Origin of the sequence: Salinibacterium hongtaonis (assembly GCF_003065485.1) — a bacterium.
In the GTDB taxonomy this organism is placed as follows: domain Bacteria; phylum Actinomycetota; class Actinomycetes; order Actinomycetales; family Microbacteriaceae; genus Homoserinimonas; species Homoserinimonas hongtaonis.
Genome location: NZ_CP026951.1, coordinates 1,905,775 through 1,920,148, shown reverse-complemented (window position 1 = coordinate 1,920,148; position 14,374 = coordinate 1,905,775). Strand labels below are relative to the sequence as shown.

Sequence of the window (14,374 nt, the reverse complement as noted above, 5' to 3'; positions counted from 1 at the left end):
ATGCCAAGAATCACTGCGCCATCAGTTGTGGAGCATCGCGCAATTCAGCGCGAGGCCCTGATTCTTGAGGCGAGTCGAATTCTTCTGGCCGACGGAACAGCGGCAGTTACCCCCGCCGCCGTCGGCAAAGCAGTCGGATTAGCGCGCAGCAGCGTCTATGAGTACTTTCCGTCTTCGGGGGACCTGCTGGCGGAGGTCGCTGTCAGGGCGATCATCGACTGGACAAACGAGCTCGGCGAGGCGATCGACCCTGCCGAGCCCGGTTGGCCGCGGCTCGAAGCGTATGTGCGGGCGAGCTTGTCGATGGTGGCAGAAGGCAAGCACGAAATCGCCAATCGGCTGGAGGGGTTCGTCTTTACGGCGAGCCAGGTGCAGCGCTTCATGGAGCATCATGATGAGATCAGCTCGCCGTTGCCCCGCATCCTCTCTGAGATCGGCACGGCGCAGCCTGCCCTCGATAGCTCGCTTGTGCAGGGAATCGTTGATGCCGGGACTAGATGCATCAGCGAGGGACAGGATGTCACGGTTGTGAGTGATCGCGTTCTCGCGTTGCTGCGCCGAGGGCTCGCATAGGTCACAGCATGCTAAAGGCCCGGTGGTTTATCACCGGGCCTTTAGTTGTTAGCCGTTATGCCTACGGTTCGATCGGGTCGCTGCGCGTCTCGCGCTGCGTGACTCGCTCTTCGCCGCCGTCAACGTGGCGCACGGTCTCGACCGACGACCGCTTGCGCGTTACGAGCACAAGCGAGATAAGGAACACGATCGCACCAGCACCCATGAGCAGGTATCCGATGAGGTCGAGATTAACTGCTCCGCCGAGGTCGACGTTGATTGCAAACGCGAGGATGGCGCCGACGACGAACAAGAAAATTCCTGTGCCGATTCCCATAGTGCTCATTCCTTTCGGTGGTGTTTTCATCGCCCCCGAGCGCGCCTGAAGGGCAAGCCGGGTCGATGCCGTTGCAGACGTTAGTCTGATTTTGCCCTCAGCGGGGAAATATTGGCGAGCTCGGCTGCCGCTACTCTGGTTTTTACACACCATCTCTGCTTCGAAACAGGAGACATCCATGCCCCGAAATCTCTCGCTCGCCGTAATCGCTGGAGATGGCATCGGGCCCGAGGTGACGGCAGAGGCCGTCAAGGTGTTGACCGCGGCAGTGGGCGATTCGGTGTCGCTCACGACCACCGACTATCCCTTCGGTGCCACCCACTTTCTCGCATCCGGCACGATCATCGACGACGAAGATTTCGCCAGGCTTGCCCGGCATGATGCCATTCTGCTCGGCGCCGTGGGTGGCGACCCCCGCGACCCGCGTCTCGCTGGCGGCATCATCGAACGCGGACTCCTGCTCAGGCTTCGCTTTGCCTTCGACCACTATGTGAACCTGCGACCGACCAAGCTGTACCCCTCCGTCGTCTCGCCTCTCGCGAGCCCCGGCGCTGTCGACTTCGTCGTCGTGCGGGAGGGCACCGAGGGGCCGTATGTGGGCAACGGCGGCAGCATCCGCAGGGGAACCCCTCACGAGATCGCCAATGAAGTCAGCGTCAACACGGCGTTCGGCGTCGAGCGGCTCGTGCGGTTCGGCTTCGAGAAGGCCAACTCGCGCCCGGCCAAGAAGCTCACGCTGGTGCACAAGACCAATGTTCTCGTGCACGCCGGAGGGCTCTGGCAGCGCACGGTGGATGCCGTCAGTGCCGAGTATCCCGATGTCGCGGTCGACTACCAGCACATCGATGCGGCCACGATCCACATGGTCGTGAACCCCTCGCAGTTCGATACGATTGTCACCGACAACCTCTTCGGTGACATCATCACCGACCTGGCCGCCGCGATCAGCGGTGGAATCGGGTTGGCGGCCTCGGGCAACATCAACCCGGACGGCACCTTCCCCAGCATGTTCGAGCCGGTTCACGGATCCGCACCCGACATCGCTGGCAAGCAATTGGCTGATCCCACCGCCGCGATCCTGTCGGCAGCCCTGTTGCTCGACCATGTCGGGCTCTCGGATGCTTCGGCTCGTGTGACTGCGGCAGTCGAAGCGGACCTCGCATCACGGGGTTCGGCGAAGCGCAGCACATCGGAGGTCGGCGACGCCATCGCGGCGGCTCTCGCCTCCTGATGTTCTGTCGGGTGCGATTCTGGCTCTGGTCTTGAGCCGGGCGCGGCCCCAGAATGAGATAACACCACAAAAGGATTCCCATGACCGACCTTCTCGCCCCTCGTGCACTCACCTTCTCCGTGACGAAGAACCTCGCTGCCCGCAGCCCGCAGGAGCGCGACGAGATTCTGGCCAACCCCGGGTTTGGCAAGTTCTTCACCGACCACATGGTGGACATCTGCTGGTCTGAGCAGGGCGGCTGGCACCGCCCTCGCGTGCAGCCCTATGGCCCCATCAGTCTCGATCCTGCCGCCGCAGTGCTCCACTACGGCCAGGAGATCTTCGAGGGAATGAAGGCCTACCGTCACGCCGACGGCTCCATCTGGACCTTCCGCCCCGAGGCGAACGCTGCTCGCATGCAGCGATCTGCGCGGCGTCTCGCGCTGCCTGAGCTGCCCACCGACTACTTCATCGAGTCGATCAAGCAGCTCGTCGCTGTCGACGCCGACTGGGTGCCCATGGCCGACGGAACCTGCCTTTACCTGCGCCCATTCATGTTCGCCACGGAGGCATTCCTCGGAGTGCGGCCCGCCCACAAGGTTGCGTATTACGTGATCGCGAGCCCCGCTGGGTCGTACTTCTCCGGCGGCGTTGCTCCCGTGAGCATCTGGCTGTCCGCCGAATACTCCCGCGCCGCGCACGGTGGAACGGGCGCGGCCAAGACGGGCGGCAACTATGCAGCGTCCCTTCTCGCGCAGCAGGAGGCTTATGACAACGGCTGCGACCAGGTGCTTTTTCTCGATTCACGTGAGGGCAAGTATGTGGAGGAGCTCGGCGGCATGAACGTCGTTCTTGTCTACAAGGACGGCACTCTCGTCACCCCGGATTCCAAGAGCATCCTGGAGGGCATCACGCGAGACAGCATCCTGCAGCTTGCTGAGGATCGCGGGCACAAGGTCGAGCGCCGCAACGTGAGTATCGACGAGTGGCGCGAGGGACAAGCATCCGGCGACATTGTCGAGGCGTTTGCCTGCGGAACTGCGGCCGTAATCACTCCCATTGGCCTGGTTAAGTCCAACGACTTCGAAATCGGGTCTGCGGATGCCGTGGCCGGAGAGCTGACGATGTCGCTGCGCCAGGAGCTCACCGACATTCAATACGGACGCATCGAAGATCGGCACGGCTGGCTCACCCGTCTCGACGCCTAGAACGTCGGATCGAGCGGCATACACGAGCAAACCGTGGCTTTTGGCAGCGTAAGATCGAGTAGTGAAAATCGCCCGCTTTAGTACTGCAGACACCGACCCCCGCTACGGCATTCTCGATGAGGGCGACCTCGTCGTTCTAGCGGGAGACCCGATGTTCTCGGGCTTTGACACCACGGGGGAGCGGATTCCCCTAGCTCACGCCCGGCTGCTCGCGCCGGTGATTCCCCGCTCCAAGGTTGTGTGCGTCGGCCTGAACTACGCCGAGCACAAGGCGGAGATGGACATCAACGCGCCCACCAATCCGCTGATCTTTCTCAAGCCCAACACCTCGATCATCGGCCCCGGCGACACCATTCAGATCCCGCCCGTGGAGGGCCGCATCGTTCACGAGGGCGAACTCGCCATCGTGATCGGCAAGATCGCCAAGCAGGTCAAGGCTGAGAACGCCTCGGACTACATCTTTGGCTACACGATCGCCAACGACATTTCGGCCCGCGACCAGATGTTCGCCGATGGCCAGTGGGCTCGCGCCAAGGGCTACGACACGTTCTGCCCGATCGGCCCGGTCATCGAGACCGAGATCGACCCCTCGAACCTGCAGATCGAAACATTCGTGGACGGCGAGCCGCGCCGCAAGGGCAACACCCGCGACATGCTTCACGGTGTTCCCGAGCTGATCGAGTACATCTCGGACGTGTGGACCCTTCTGCCCGGCGACATCATCCTCACGGGCACCCCAGCCGGCCTCGGCGGGTTCGTGGACGGCCAGACCGTAGACATCACAATCGAGGGCATCGGCACCCTGAGCAACCCGGCCAAGAACCGCGCATAAGCATCACACTCTATGGGCGCTCTCCTGCGGGAGGGCGCCCTTTTTATGTTGCTCTATCGTGCATCGCAAGGTAGCTTGTCATGCATGACAGCGGATGTGGGGGCGCAGCTACGCAAGGGCGTAGTCGAATACTGCGTGCTCGGCCTTCTGGCGCGCGAACCGATGTACGGCTGGCAGCTGTCGGAGCTTCTCATCGGTCACGGCATGATCGCGAGCATTGGTTCGCTTTACCCTCTGCTCAGCCGACTGCGCGCCCAGGGGCTCGTAAGCACATACGAGGAGGCATCCGAATCGGGGCCAGTGCGCAAGTACTACCGGCTGACGGATTCCGGCACGGGCCAGCTAGAGAATTTCAGAGAGCAGTGGGGCACCTTCGCCGCAACGGTGCAGGCCCTCGTGAGAGAGGATGACATCCATGGCTGACACCACCCTTATCGGCGAGCGGTACCTTGCGCGATTGAACACCGCGCTCACGGGTGTGAGCACTGAGGTGAGGGACGAGATTCTGGCCGGAGTCGCCGAGCAGTTGACTGGTCTCGACGACGATGCGGTATCTGTGGTCATCGCGGAGCTTGGCGATCCTGAGTTCATCGCCTCCGAGGCGCGGGGTGCATCCGGCGCCGCGGGGCCGCCGGCGAGACAGCGTGCCGTGGACTCAACCTGGTTTGCGGTGCTCGCCGCATCTCTTGTGATGGTCGGCGGAATTGTGGTCCCCGTTATCGGATGGATCGCAGGCGTGGCGCTCGTCTGGATGTCGTCTCGGTGGCGCCCGCTGGAGCGATGGATTGCGACGCTTGCCCCCGTCACGATTTCGGCTGGCTTGCTTGCCGTCGGGTTAATCGCCCGCGGTGCATCTCGCAGCGATGAGGTGGCCAATCCGTTGCTGCCGTCGCCGTATGACCTTGGCTGGACAGGTGCGGTTCTCACGCCCTTCGTGGCTGGTGCCGTCGGAATCTGGCTGCTCGTCCTCGCCCTACGTCGGAGCTGACCCGGCACAGGGTGCCGCGGCCTAGAATGGACGTAATGTCTGCTCTCTTTTCTTCTGCATCCGGCGCCGATGTGCGCGTTCGCTTCTGCCCGTCACCGACCGGCACCCCTCATGTGGGGCTGATCCGCACGGCGCTGTTCAACTGGGCATTCGCCCGGCACAACGGCGGCAAGTTGATCTTTCGCATCGAAGACACGGATGCTGCGCGCGACAGCGAAGAGAGCTACCTGCAACTGCTCGACGCACTGCGCTGGCTCAAGCTCGACTGGGACGAGGGCGTCGATGTCGGGGGCCCGCACGCGCCGTACCGCCAGTCGCAGCGCTCTGACATCTACCAGGGCATCATCGAGAAGCTGCGGGCATCCGGTCACCTCTATGAGTCGTTCGCGACAGGCGAGGAGATCGAGGCGCGCAACCTGGCCAATGGCCGCGACCCCAAGCAGGGCTACGACAACTTTGAGCGCGACCTCACGGACGAGCAGATCGCCGCGTTTAAGGCTGAGGGCCGCCAGCCAGCGCTTCGCCTGCGCGTGCCAGACCACGACCTGAGCTTCACCGACCTCGTGCGCGGCGACATCACGTTCCCCGCCGGAAGCTTCTCTGACTTTGTCGTCGTCCGCCCGAACGGCATCCCTCTCTATACGTTCGTCAACCCCGTCGACGATGCGCTGATGGGCATCACGCACGTGCTGCGCGGCGAGGACCTGCTCTCAAGCACCCCGCGCCAGATCGCGCTGTACTCTGCTCTCATCGAGGTCGGCGTTGCCACGGCGATCCCGCAGTTCGGTCACCTGCCCTACGTGATGGGGGAGGGGAACAAGAAGCTCTCCAAGCGCGACCCCGAGGCCAACCTCTTTCACCACCGCGAGCGTGGTTTCGTGCCAGAGGGGCTCATCAACTACCTCGCGCTGCTCGGCTGGTCGCTCAGCCACGACCGTGACGTGTTCACGATCGACGAAATGGTGGCGGCGTTCGATGTGACGGATGTGAACCCGAACCCTGCGCGATTCGATCAGAAGAAGGCCGAATCGATCAACGGCGACCACATTCGCATGCTTGAGCCGCACGACTTTGCCGAGCGCCTTCTGCCGTACCTCACGGGCCTCGTCGACAGTGGCGAAGACCGCGTGATGCTCGCGAAGGCCGCTCCGCTCGTGCAGGAGCGCATGCAGGTGCTCAGCGAGGCTCCCGGCCTGCTCGCGTTCCTGTTTGTCGCCGACGACGCCCTCGAGTTTGACGACGACGCCCTTATCGCTCTCAAGGACGATGCTGGACAGATCTTGACGGCATCCATTGACGCCCTCTCGGCGCTGGACGACTGGTCGACCGACGCCATCGAAGGGGCCCTCCGTGAGGCGCTCATCGAAGGGCTCGAGCTGAAGCCGCGGCTGGCGTTCGGCCCGCTGCGCACCGCAATCTCCGGTCGTCGCATCAGCCCGCCGCTGTTCGAATCCATGGAGCTCCTCGGCAAGCCGAGCACCCTCGCACGGCTGCAGGGTCTCGCCTCGCGGCTGTGATCGATATGGTGCAGAGGCAACCGGATGATTACGACGTCGTGGTCGTCGGTGCAGGCCCTGCGGGGCTGAGCGCCGGGCTCAACCTGGTGCGCGCGCGCCGCCGCGTGCTCGTGCTCGACAGCAACCGTCCCCGTCACTCGGCCACGCTCATCTCGCACGGCTTTCTCACCCGCGATAACACTCCTCCGCATGAGCTACGCAAGCTGGGGCGCGAGGAATATCTTGCCTACCCCGAGGCGGAACATCAGCTCGCCCGGGTGACCTCCATCACGGCCCTCGCGGAGCCGGGGGAGCCTGTCTACAGCAGCGATACCCATACGACGGGGTCGACCGGGCTGTTCGAGATTCAGGCCAAGGGCATCAACGGGCAACCCGACCGTGTTGTGCGCACGGCAACCGTTTTGTTGGCGACGGGGCTTCGCGAGGAGCTGCCGCAGCTGCCCAGCATCCGCTCGTTCTATGGCATGGGTCTTTTTAGCTGCGTTGCCTGCGACGGCTACGAATACAGCGATCGCCCGATTGCTTTGATCGGCGAGACATCCGACATTGCCTGGCGCGCCATGCTCATCGCCCAGTGGAGCGATCACCTCACGGTGTTTACGAACGGTGCGGATGCGGTGACGCCCGGCCAGGAGGCGCGCCTGGTCGAGCGCGGCGTTCGCATCGAGCGCAGGCCCATTGCGGATGTTGAGGGCGACCGAGAGGGCGTCAAAGGCATCCGGCTCGTCGAGGGCGATGTGATCGAGGTCTCGGGCGGTTTTGTGCGGCCCAAGTGGCACGCTCAGCTGGAATGCGCTGCGTCGTTGAACCTCGATTCCGATGGCTGGGGCCTGCTCACGGTGGATCGTGATGGGCGAACCAGTCACCCCGGAATCTATGCGGCGGGCGATATCACCTCCCCGGGGCCGCAGCAGCTCATCGTGGCGGCGGGGGCCGGCGGCCGGGTCGCGGCCACGATCAACCGGGACCTGATCGGCATTCCGACAGCGCACCGACGCTAATCCGATCACCAGAACTCGGTCGCGCCGGTGGGCCGAGATCTGAGCAAAGCCCGCGACGCACCCGGGCTGGGGGACTGGTTCGAAATGGGTCTCGGCGTAGGGTAAAGTGGTCTCTCGGTGCCGGTCTTGACCGGAAACCATTGGGGTATGGTGTAATTGGCAACACGGCGGTTTCTGGTACCGTTGTTCTTGGTTCGAGTCCAGGTACCCCAGCCATCATGAACTCCCTGCACAGGTGCGGGGAGTTTTTTGTTGCCCGGGCGCTTAGGGCGCTGTCTCGGACTTCTGCGGCGTGGTTCACGCAGTGGGTGGCGCAGACGAGAAGAAGTGCCTATTCTCGTGCTCACAAGACCAATTCCTGAGTTCTAGCTGAGAGGCGCAACCATGGATACAATCAGCACCCTTCGCGAGGCGCTCACCCGTCTGGAGTACCCGGCAACCCGCGACGACGTTATGCGGCTCATTCGCCGTGACGGCGCAGATAGCCGCATGGCCGCATGGCTGGAGACCCTGCCAGAGGGTTCGTATGGTGGGGCGTGGGCGATTTGCCAGGCGCTCGCCGAGCAGCCGGCTCCGGGAAGCGCGGCTTCCCGCGTGGAGTCGGGATCCAAGCAGTTGGCCCTTGCGGGGTAGCTGCAGCGCAGGCTAGTTGCCGTTCGGGCTAGGTGCAGCGCGGCCTAGCTGAGCGGGCTCTATTCACCGGTCGGCCATGCAGCGGCCACGAGCGGGTGCGGTCGAGCCTAAGATTTCACTGTGACCGATCTCAGCTTGCGCATGCCCAACACCCAACTTCGCGCCGTTCTCAATCTCGGACCGAAGCGGGCAGCGTCGGTGACTCTGCCTCCGCACCTGGGCGAGCCCGAGCTCGCGCTCGACTGGGACGACGATGAGCGCATGAGCGGCCTCTTTGTGGACTTTGCTTCGGGGCAGATCCACCTGGAAGCATCCGATGCCGGGGTCGACTTTCACTTTCATGGCCCGCACGGGGAAGACATCGAGGCGAGCCCCTGGTCGCCCGCCGATACGCGGGTGCTCGTGGAGTGGGCAACCCTGCTCATGCTCGACATGCACGCGCTGTGCCCCGAGCTCCTCGACGACATTTCGCAGGCCGCGGCGTGGCATGAGCTGGGCTACGACCTCTACATTTGCGAGGTCGAGGAGCCGGTGCAGCTCGACCTCGTCGAGGTTGAGGTCGAGGGGGAACTGATGACCCTGCCGTGGCTGGGTGCCGGCACCGTGTCGCACGACCACATCGATGGCGACGACCATCCGATTGCGCTCTCATGGACGCCCGTTGTGGATGGTGAGCCGAATCTCGCTATTGCCGAGGCCTGGACGGACCCCCGCACGGGGCTTCCCCGCACCAAGGCGCTGCGCGGCATCGACTGGGAGAAGGTGGGCCTGCCTGCGGGCGAGGTGCTGTCGTGGCTGGAGGGCATCTACCTGAACCACCACGTGATTCCGGATGCTGCTGGCTCGCTGCTTTCTGCCGTGTTGCGCCGCGTAGGCGGCCTCGACTCGGAGGATTCGTCGCCGAACCTCCGCCGCTAAGCGTCGATCGTGTCGCCGGGCTCCAGTGCAAGGTAGGTGCCGCCGAATGTGGCGACCTGCTCGGTGAGACGGCTGTTGACCATGCCGATTCCGATGGGGGAGAGCGGGGCGGTGTGCGTGGGGAACGCCCTCGCAGGGCGCACCGTGAGCACGAAGTCGATGACCTCGCCGATCTTGAGCCACGGACCGCCCGCGGGCGTGGCGAGCAGCTCGACAGCCACCGGGGGAACCGTGTACGAGTCGCCCGGGTAATAGAGCGTGCCATCGACGAGCACGCCCACGTTGTTGACCACCGGAATCGACGAGTGGATCACCGCGTGGTCGCGCCCGAAGAAACGAAGCGTGAATCCGCCGGCGGAGATTTCGTCTCCCTCCGCAACGGCGGTGACAGCAAAGTCTTTCGCTGCGGAGACCACCCCGGGAGGGCCATAGATGGGGATGCCGGGGTTGGCATCCAGAATGCGGCTGAGGTGCTCGGGGGTCCAATGGTCGGGGTGCTCATGCGTGACCACGACGGCAACGATGCCGTCGACATCGAACGGGGCCGTGAATGAGCCGGGATCGATAATGAGGCGCTCGCCATTCTTCTCGACGTCGAGGCAGGCATGTTCGCGTTTAGTGATGCGCATGTCAGAATCCTAGGCCGCAAAGCTCGCTCCGGCCCGGCGCGCACTGCGCATTCCCCGCTACTGCCAAGATCTAGGAATGCCTTCGACGACCCCGCTCACGATCATCGTGGCAATCAATCCCCGTGCAGCGTTCGGGTTGGGACTTGAGGCGGCTCCACCCGTTGTGACTGCGCTCGAAGAAGCGGGCCATGACGTCACGGCGCTGTCGATGCCGTCGTATGACGAACTGCGGGAGGCCGTGGCCGCGGAGTTGCGCATGGGGGCAGATGCGCTCGTCGTTGTGGGCGGGGACGGCATGGTGAGTCTGGGGGTCAACCTCATTGCCGACAGCTCTGTGAGTCTGGGCATCATTCCCTCTGGCACCGGGAACGACGTTGCCCGGGCCCTCGGCCTTCCGCTCGACAACACCGAGGCCGCCATTCGCATGCTCCTTGCCGAGCTCGATCACGAGCCGCGCCGCATCGATGCGGGGCGAGTCACCGCGGCGGACGGCACCGTTCGCTGGTTTGCCGGCGTTCTCTCTGCGGGCTTCGACGCGATTGTCAACGAGCGCGCGAATCACATGGCATGGCCGAGAGGCCCCCGCCGCTATACGCTCGCGATGGTGTGGGAGCTGCTGTGGTTTCGCCCCATCCGCTACCGGGTCACCATCGACGGCGACCCGGTAGACACGAAGGGCATGCTTGTCTCCGTGTCCAACGGCACCTCCATCGGCGGGGGAATGCTCATAACCCCCGATGCCCAGTTTGACGACGGGCTGCTGGACGTATTCATCGTGGGCTCGCTGCCCAAGCTGCGGTTCATCCGACTGTTCCCGCTGGTGTTCAAGGGGCGCCATGTTGGCAACCCGGCGGTGACCATTCGACGCGGCAAGAGCATCCGGCTGGAATCGGATGATGTCGTGGCCTATGCCGATGGGGAGCGCATCGGGATGCTGCCGGTCGAGGTTGAGGTCAGGCCCGGCGCCCTGCTCGTGCTGGCGCCGATTCTCTAAGACACGACCACCGCTCAGTTTGGGAGAGGGGCAGGTCGTGTGTCATACTCTTTGAGTTGCCCGGCCAGCTTAGGCCGGAAGCGCGTGACTGGCCCCATCGTATAGCGGCCTAGTACGCCGCCCTCTCACGGCGGTAACACCGGTTCGAATCCGGTTGGGGTCACGCTCAGAAAACCCCCGGCATGCCGGGGGTTTTCCTCGTTAACGGCGGTGTTATTTTCCGTGGGTGCTCGGGCCACACTGGCTCTAACAGCCCATGCCCGGCCCCAGCATTTCGGTCCAGCCTGCGATGCGAAGCCCCGCGAACTTGTCGGGGTCGTCGACCCTCATCTTCACGTGGGCAACCGCCCGCGGGGCATCTGGTCTGAGATGCTTCTGCTCGCCGGCTGAATCAACGACGCGGGCCAGCGAGTAATCAATGCAGGTGGAGACCACGAGGAACAGCTGTCTATTCTCGACGTACAGCTGCTCAAACTGGGCTTCACTCAGTCGATATTCGGGGATGACCATTACTCCGCTTGCGGCAAATGTCTTGGCTACCGATTCTTCGTCGCGCAGGGTGCTCTCTGTGGTGACGGCTTCGAGCGCTTCGAGGTCGACACCCCCTGACGTGTATGTCTCAGCCACGGCGTTCCAGTACGCGAAAATCGTTGCATCCGCCGATGCCTCGGTCGCTATGAAGTTGACAACGGGAGAACCCGAGGGAGCAGGGCGGCCTGGCTCTGTGACGGGAATGGGCAAGGGGATGCACGCGGTCAGGCTGAGAGTGCAGATTAGGGCAAGCACGGTGGCGCTGAGGGTTCGAGGAGTCATGCCGCCCAGCTAATCGGCGGATGTGCGGTGGCGGGTTGGTATCCACAGCGTCGTGTTCAGTCGAGCAGTGGCCTAAGGCTGTGAGGGAAGGGGCTCGCCATCGCCGTCTCCATCGCCGTGCCGTTCGGGTCTGTGCGTCAACACCCTGGACCGGAGGGGGATTCACCGCAGTCGCGATCGACGAGCACGGTGTTGATCGACAGCACCTCGAGAGATAGCGGCGGTGAGGCGATGGCAAGGGTTCCCGGCACTGACCACCAAATCCCGTCGGCGTACGACGCCCGAACGGCGTAATGCGTCACGAGGGTGACCGTGACGGTTCCTTTCTGCGAATACACGTGGCTTGTCGCCGTTGGGTCGAACTCGCGCAGGCCGAGTTGGTGCCAACTCGCACCCGCGCTGGTGGTCATCCGCGACGTGCCGTCACCGTAGAGCCACTGGTAGGCGACTGGCCTGAACTCGGCGGAAGCTGGCTGGCCCAATAGCTCGCCAGACCGAATGTGGACTCCGGCTTCTGCGACGAAGTTGGTGTGCAGGTTGCGAACCGCGAAGGCTCCGGGCTCCGATGCTGCACGCGCCGGGGCCGGGGCGAACGAGATAAAGTCCTCGATGGTGACCGGTGCGGCGGGGTCGCGAGGTTCGGTGAGATCCCAGCACCTGCCGTCGACCCATACCCGGGCGGAGCAGAGGTCGCGCGGGCCGAGGTCGACCGGAGTCGAGACGGGGGCGATGCGGACCGACGGGAGTGATGCGCGCTGGTCGTCGCCAGGCAGTGCTGGGATTAGTTCTTTCTGTCCGGTGATTCTGACGGCACCATCGTCGAGGGTGGTCTGCCAGTCTTGGTGTTCTGGTGCAGGTGGCGGTTCTGGGGGTGTCGAGGACGCGAGGTTAGAGAGAGCTATCGACGTCGCGAGAGCGATGAGGACTAACACGTTGACTCGGGCCTGGGTTCGCTGTCGTCGAGACGCATCACTCTGTTGCCAGAGCTCATGGTGACATGGATGGTCACCTGATGATGAAATCTCGGGGCCTTGTTCTTTCGGACGGCCTCTTCGCCTTTCGCGTTGAAAGCCTTGACGCCCGAGTAGTCAACGCAGGTTTCCGCAATTAGATGTACGGCATCGTTGGCTTCGAACATCTGCTGGAAACGCGTGCCGTCTACTGAGTAGTCGCCGACCTGCGTGAACTCGCCTCTCTGGAAGATCTCAACGCCGACGAGCTCAGATGCCATGCGGCGCTCGGTGACGAGTGGCTCAAGAATCTCCACTCCTTGCCCACCGGCCTTGAACACGGTGTTCGTTGCCGCCCAGTACTCCTTGATGAGGGCATCCGCTGCTTGCGTGGCTTCGTCTTCGGAGGCAAACAGCGGGGAGCTGGCCGAGGGGCTGGCAACGGGGGAGGGCTCTGCGGGCTGCGTCTCGGCGCACGCCGCCAGTGACGCCGTGAGGATGAGCAGCGTGAGGGCAGTGAGCGCGCGCAAGGGCATTCGCACACGATAACGACGGGCGGCCTGCAGGGTCGCAAGTTCTCCACATGGCTCCGACGCGTACCGCATCGCCGCCGCGTTCGGATCTAGAGAGCGAGCCAGGTCGTGCAGAGCCACCAGGCGTCCATCGCACCGAGGGTGGAGGTGACATCTATTTCGGTGATTTCGCTGAAGCCCTGCACTCGGTTGCGCACGGTGTTGGGGTGCACGAAAAGCGATTCCGCGGCGAGGTTTACGTCGCGATCGGCGTCGAGCCACGCGACCACCGTCTGGGCGATCACAGGGCCGCTCGCGCCGAACTGACTCCAGGACGACGCGTGGTGATCGGCGAGCATCGCGGCCAGGTCGGGGCGGTCGGTGAGCGCGGCAAGGGTGGGCACTTCTGCGACGTGAACGAGTCCGGTTATTCCGCGAGACTGCGCTGCCGTGAGGGCGGCTGCGGCTAACCGCCGAGCGGTGACCAGCTCGTCAGCATCGACCGGCCCCGCGAACCCACCGGCGGGCCCGGCGGCCGCACGGGATTGAGGCAGCGCGCGAGGGTCGCGCGATGTTACGGCCGCAAACCATCCGTCGAGCCGGGCCGACACGGAGGTTGTGCCCAGTGATGTGCGGGAGGATCCCAACATTCCCTGCCAGTGCGCCGTGTCTGCGCCGTGACCAATCACCACCCACAGGTGGCGCTGAATGGGCAAGCCGACCTCTGTCGCCGCGAGGGTCGCCGCGGTGCCGCCCTCGAGAAGGCGACGAACCACGGATGCATCGCGATCCTGAGCGGATGGCGTCGGCCCGGAGGAGGCCGCCCTGTGCGCCATAATGATGCGCGTTCGCACGGCCTCTGCCCAGTCGTCATAGAGCTCGCGCGCGTCGAGCAACAGATCGGGCGAGAGCCCGGATTCAGCGGCCAGCTCGCGCGCTCGTGCCCAGATGGTGCGCTCGGAGACATGAACCGCCCCGAGCACGGATTCGAGGGGAACGCCCTGGCTGGCCCGCGTCACGGCGAAGTCTTCGACGAATGACAGCTCGGCTTGGGTGGGCGCTCTGCGGTCGGCGATGGCGCGGGTGGCGGCGAAGATGAGTGCGCGGGTGTGCCCCACGATGTCGGCCGTGCTCAGGGCGGCGGATTCGCGCACGAGCACCCGAACCGACGTCACCACACTGCGGAGAAGCTCGTCGTCTGTGGCGACGCGGTCAATCACCATCGTGACGGGGGACCAGTCTGGGGCGGGCTTCACCCCCACAGTGTGGCGCGAATTGTG

General features: G+C 64.2%; 17 protein-coding genes and 2 tRNA genes. 13 read left to right on the top strand and 6 right to left on the bottom strand.

Annotated features, from left to right (window positions below):
• Positions 1-573 (top strand): TetR/AcrR family transcriptional regulator, encoded by a 573-nt coding sequence (locus tag C2138_RS09230; protein WP_108517286.1) that lies wholly within the window; start codon positions 1-3, stop codon positions 571-573.
• 61 nt (positions 574-634) lie between these two features.
• Here the strand turns inward: C2138_RS09230 and C2138_RS09225 are convergent, their stop codons facing one another.
• Positions 635-889: a DUF6458 family protein gene (locus C2138_RS09225; RefSeq protein ID WP_108517284.1), complete on the bottom strand. Its 255-nt coding sequence runs from the start codon at positions 887-889 to the stop codon at positions 635-637.
• Between the two features lie 178 nt (positions 890-1,067).
• On the opposite strand from C2138_RS09225, the gene C2138_RS09220 reads away from it, so the two are divergent.
• The 10 genes from C2138_RS09220 (at position 1,068) to C2138_RS09175 (ending at position 9,196) form a co-directional block, all read left to right on the top strand.
• A complete protein-coding gene (locus C2138_RS09220) occupies positions 1,068-2,120 on the top strand; it encodes a 3-isopropylmalate dehydrogenase (protein ID WP_108517282.1) in 1,053 nt (350 codons plus the stop codon).
• Between the two features lie 80 nt (positions 2,121-2,200).
• Positions 2,201-3,307: a branched-chain amino acid aminotransferase gene (locus C2138_RS09215; protein ID WP_108517280.1), complete on the top strand. Its 1,107-nt coding sequence runs from the start codon at positions 2,201-2,203 to the stop codon at positions 3,305-3,307.
• A 61-nt stretch (positions 3,308-3,368) separates the two neighbouring features.
• Positions 3,369-4,139 carry a fumarylacetoacetate hydrolase family protein gene (locus tag C2138_RS09210; RefSeq protein WP_108517278.1) on the top strand — a complete coding sequence of 257 codons (771 nt, stop codon included), beginning with the start codon at positions 3,369-3,371 and terminating at the stop codon, positions 4,137-4,139.
• Between the two features lie 84 nt (positions 4,140-4,223).
• Positions 4,224-4,562, top strand: coding sequence for a PadR family transcriptional regulator (locus C2138_RS09205; protein ID WP_108517277.1), 339 nt, complete (start codon positions 4,224-4,226; stop codon positions 4,560-4,562).
• On the top strand, positions 4,555-5,127 hold the full coding sequence (locus C2138_RS09200; RefSeq protein WP_108517275.1) for an HAAS signaling domain-containing protein: 573 nt from the start codon (positions 4,555-4,557) through the stop codon (positions 5,125-5,127). Before C2138_RS09205 ends, C2138_RS09200 begins: the two co-directional genes overlap by 8 nt.
• A gap of 35 nt (positions 5,128-5,162) precedes the next feature.
• Positions 5,163-6,644 (top strand): glutamate--tRNA ligase, encoded by a 1,482-nt coding sequence (gene gltX / locus C2138_RS09195; RefSeq protein ID WP_108518998.1) that lies wholly within the window; start codon positions 5,163-5,165, stop codon positions 6,642-6,644.
• A 5-nt stretch (positions 6,645-6,649) separates the two neighbouring features.
• Positions 6,650-7,645, top strand: a complete 996-nt coding sequence (locus C2138_RS09190) for an NAD(P)/FAD-dependent oxidoreductase (RefSeq protein WP_108517273.1) — start codon at positions 6,650-6,652, stop codon at positions 7,643-7,645.
• Between the two features lie 141 nt (positions 7,646-7,786).
• A tRNA-Gln gene (locus C2138_RS09185) sits at positions 7,787-7,861 on the top strand.
• Between the two features lie 168 nt (positions 7,862-8,029).
• A complete protein-coding gene (locus C2138_RS09180; protein WP_108517271.1) occupies positions 8,030-8,278 on the top strand; it encodes a DUF2795 domain-containing protein in 249 nt (82 codons plus the stop codon).
• A 120-nt stretch (positions 8,279-8,398) separates the two neighbouring features.
• On the top strand, positions 8,399-9,196 hold the full coding sequence (locus C2138_RS09175) for a hypothetical protein (protein ID WP_108517270.1): 798 nt from the start codon (positions 8,399-8,401) through the stop codon (positions 9,194-9,196).
• On the opposite strand, the gene C2138_RS09170 is transcribed toward C2138_RS09175, so the two are convergent.
• Positions 9,193-9,825, bottom strand: coding sequence for an MBL fold metallo-hydrolase (locus C2138_RS09170; protein ID WP_108517268.1), 633 nt, complete (start codon positions 9,823-9,825; stop codon positions 9,193-9,195). The two genes, C2138_RS09175 and C2138_RS09170, sit on opposite strands and share 4 nt — an antisense overlap.
• Positions 9,826-9,901: 76 nt before the next feature.
• On the opposite strand from C2138_RS09170, the gene C2138_RS09165 reads away from it, so the two are divergent.
• Together C2138_RS09165 and C2138_RS09160 are read left to right on the top strand one after the other, a co-directional pair.
• Positions 9,902-10,819 (top strand): diacylglycerol kinase family protein, encoded by a 918-nt coding sequence (locus C2138_RS09165; RefSeq protein WP_108517266.1) that lies wholly within the window; start codon positions 9,902-9,904, stop codon positions 10,817-10,819.
• A gap of 90 nt (positions 10,820-10,909) precedes the next feature.
• Positions 10,910-10,982 (top strand) — tRNA-Glu (locus C2138_RS09160).
• A gap of 83 nt (positions 10,983-11,065) precedes the next feature.
• On the opposite strand, the gene C2138_RS09155 is transcribed toward C2138_RS09160, so the two are convergent.
• The 4 genes from C2138_RS09155 to C2138_RS09140 all read right to left on the bottom strand — a co-directional run bounded on the left by C2138_RS09155 (position 11,066) and on the right by C2138_RS09140 (position 14,350).
• A complete protein-coding gene (locus C2138_RS09155; protein WP_108517264.1) occupies positions 11,066-11,632 on the bottom strand; it encodes a hypothetical protein in 567 nt (188 codons plus the stop codon).
• A gap of 137 nt (positions 11,633-11,769) precedes the next feature.
• Complete coding sequence (locus C2138_RS09150; protein ID WP_108517262.1) at positions 11,770-12,564, bottom strand: hypothetical protein; 795 nt, start codon at positions 12,562-12,564, stop codon at positions 11,770-11,772.
• Entirely contained in the window at positions 12,558-13,118 is a 561-nt protein-coding gene (locus C2138_RS09145) for a hypothetical protein (RefSeq protein WP_159078192.1), read from the bottom strand. Before C2138_RS09145 ends, C2138_RS09150 begins: the two co-directional genes overlap by 7 nt.
• Before the next feature lie 86 nt (positions 13,119-13,204).
• Complete coding sequence (locus C2138_RS09140; protein ID WP_199286528.1) at positions 13,205-14,350, bottom strand: helix-turn-helix domain-containing protein; 1,146 nt, start codon at positions 14,348-14,350, stop codon at positions 13,205-13,207.
• Positions 14,351-14,374: the final 24 nt, after the last annotated feature.

What these genes read in the sequence shown, in the direction of transcription:
- C2138_RS09230 (WP_108517286.1), top strand. Translation starts at nt 1, where the DNA reads ATGCCAAGAATCACTGCGCCATCAGTTGTGGAGCATCGCGCAATTCAG.
- C2138_RS09145 (WP_159078192.1), bottom strand. Translation starts at nt 13,118, where the DNA reads ATGCCCTTGCGCGCGCTCACTGCCCTCACGCTGCTCATCCTCACGGCG.
- C2138_RS09205 (WP_108517277.1), top strand. Translation starts at nt 4,224, where the DNA reads ATGACAGCGGATGTGGGGGCGCAGCTACGCAAGGGCGTAGTCGAATAC.
- C2138_RS09225 (WP_108517284.1), bottom strand. Translation starts at nt 889, where the DNA reads ATGGGAATCGGCACAGGAATTTTCTTGTTCGTCGTCGGCGCCATCCTC.
- C2138_RS09155 (WP_108517264.1), bottom strand. Translation starts at nt 11,632, where the DNA reads ATGACTCCTCGAACCCTCAGCGCCACCGTGCTTGCCCTAATCTGCACT.
- C2138_RS09220 (WP_108517282.1), top strand. Translation starts at nt 1,068, where the DNA reads ATGCCCCGAAATCTCTCGCTCGCCGTAATCGCTGGAGATGGCATCGGG.
- C2138_RS09180 (WP_108517271.1), top strand. Translation starts at nt 8,030, where the DNA reads ATGGATACAATCAGCACCCTTCGCGAGGCGCTCACCCGTCTGGAGTAC.
- C2138_RS09170 (WP_108517268.1), bottom strand. Translation starts at nt 9,825, where the DNA reads ATGCGCATCACTAAACGCGAACATGCCTGCCTCGACGTCGAGAAGAAT.
- C2138_RS09165 (WP_108517266.1), top strand. Translation starts at nt 9,902, where the DNA reads ATGCCTTCGACGACCCCGCTCACGATCATCGTGGCAATCAATCCCCGT.
- C2138_RS09190 (WP_108517273.1), top strand. Translation starts at nt 6,650, where the DNA reads ATGGTGCAGAGGCAACCGGATGATTACGACGTCGTGGTCGTCGGTGCA.
- C2138_RS09200 (WP_108517275.1), top strand. Translation starts at nt 4,555, where the DNA reads ATGGCTGACACCACCCTTATCGGCGAGCGGTACCTTGCGCGATTGAAC.
- C2138_RS09215 (WP_108517280.1), top strand. Translation starts at nt 2,201, where the DNA reads ATGACCGACCTTCTCGCCCCTCGTGCACTCACCTTCTCCGTGACGAAG.
- gltX (WP_108518998.1), top strand. Translation starts at nt 5,163, where the DNA reads ATGTCTGCTCTCTTTTCTTCTGCATCCGGCGCCGATGTGCGCGTTCGC.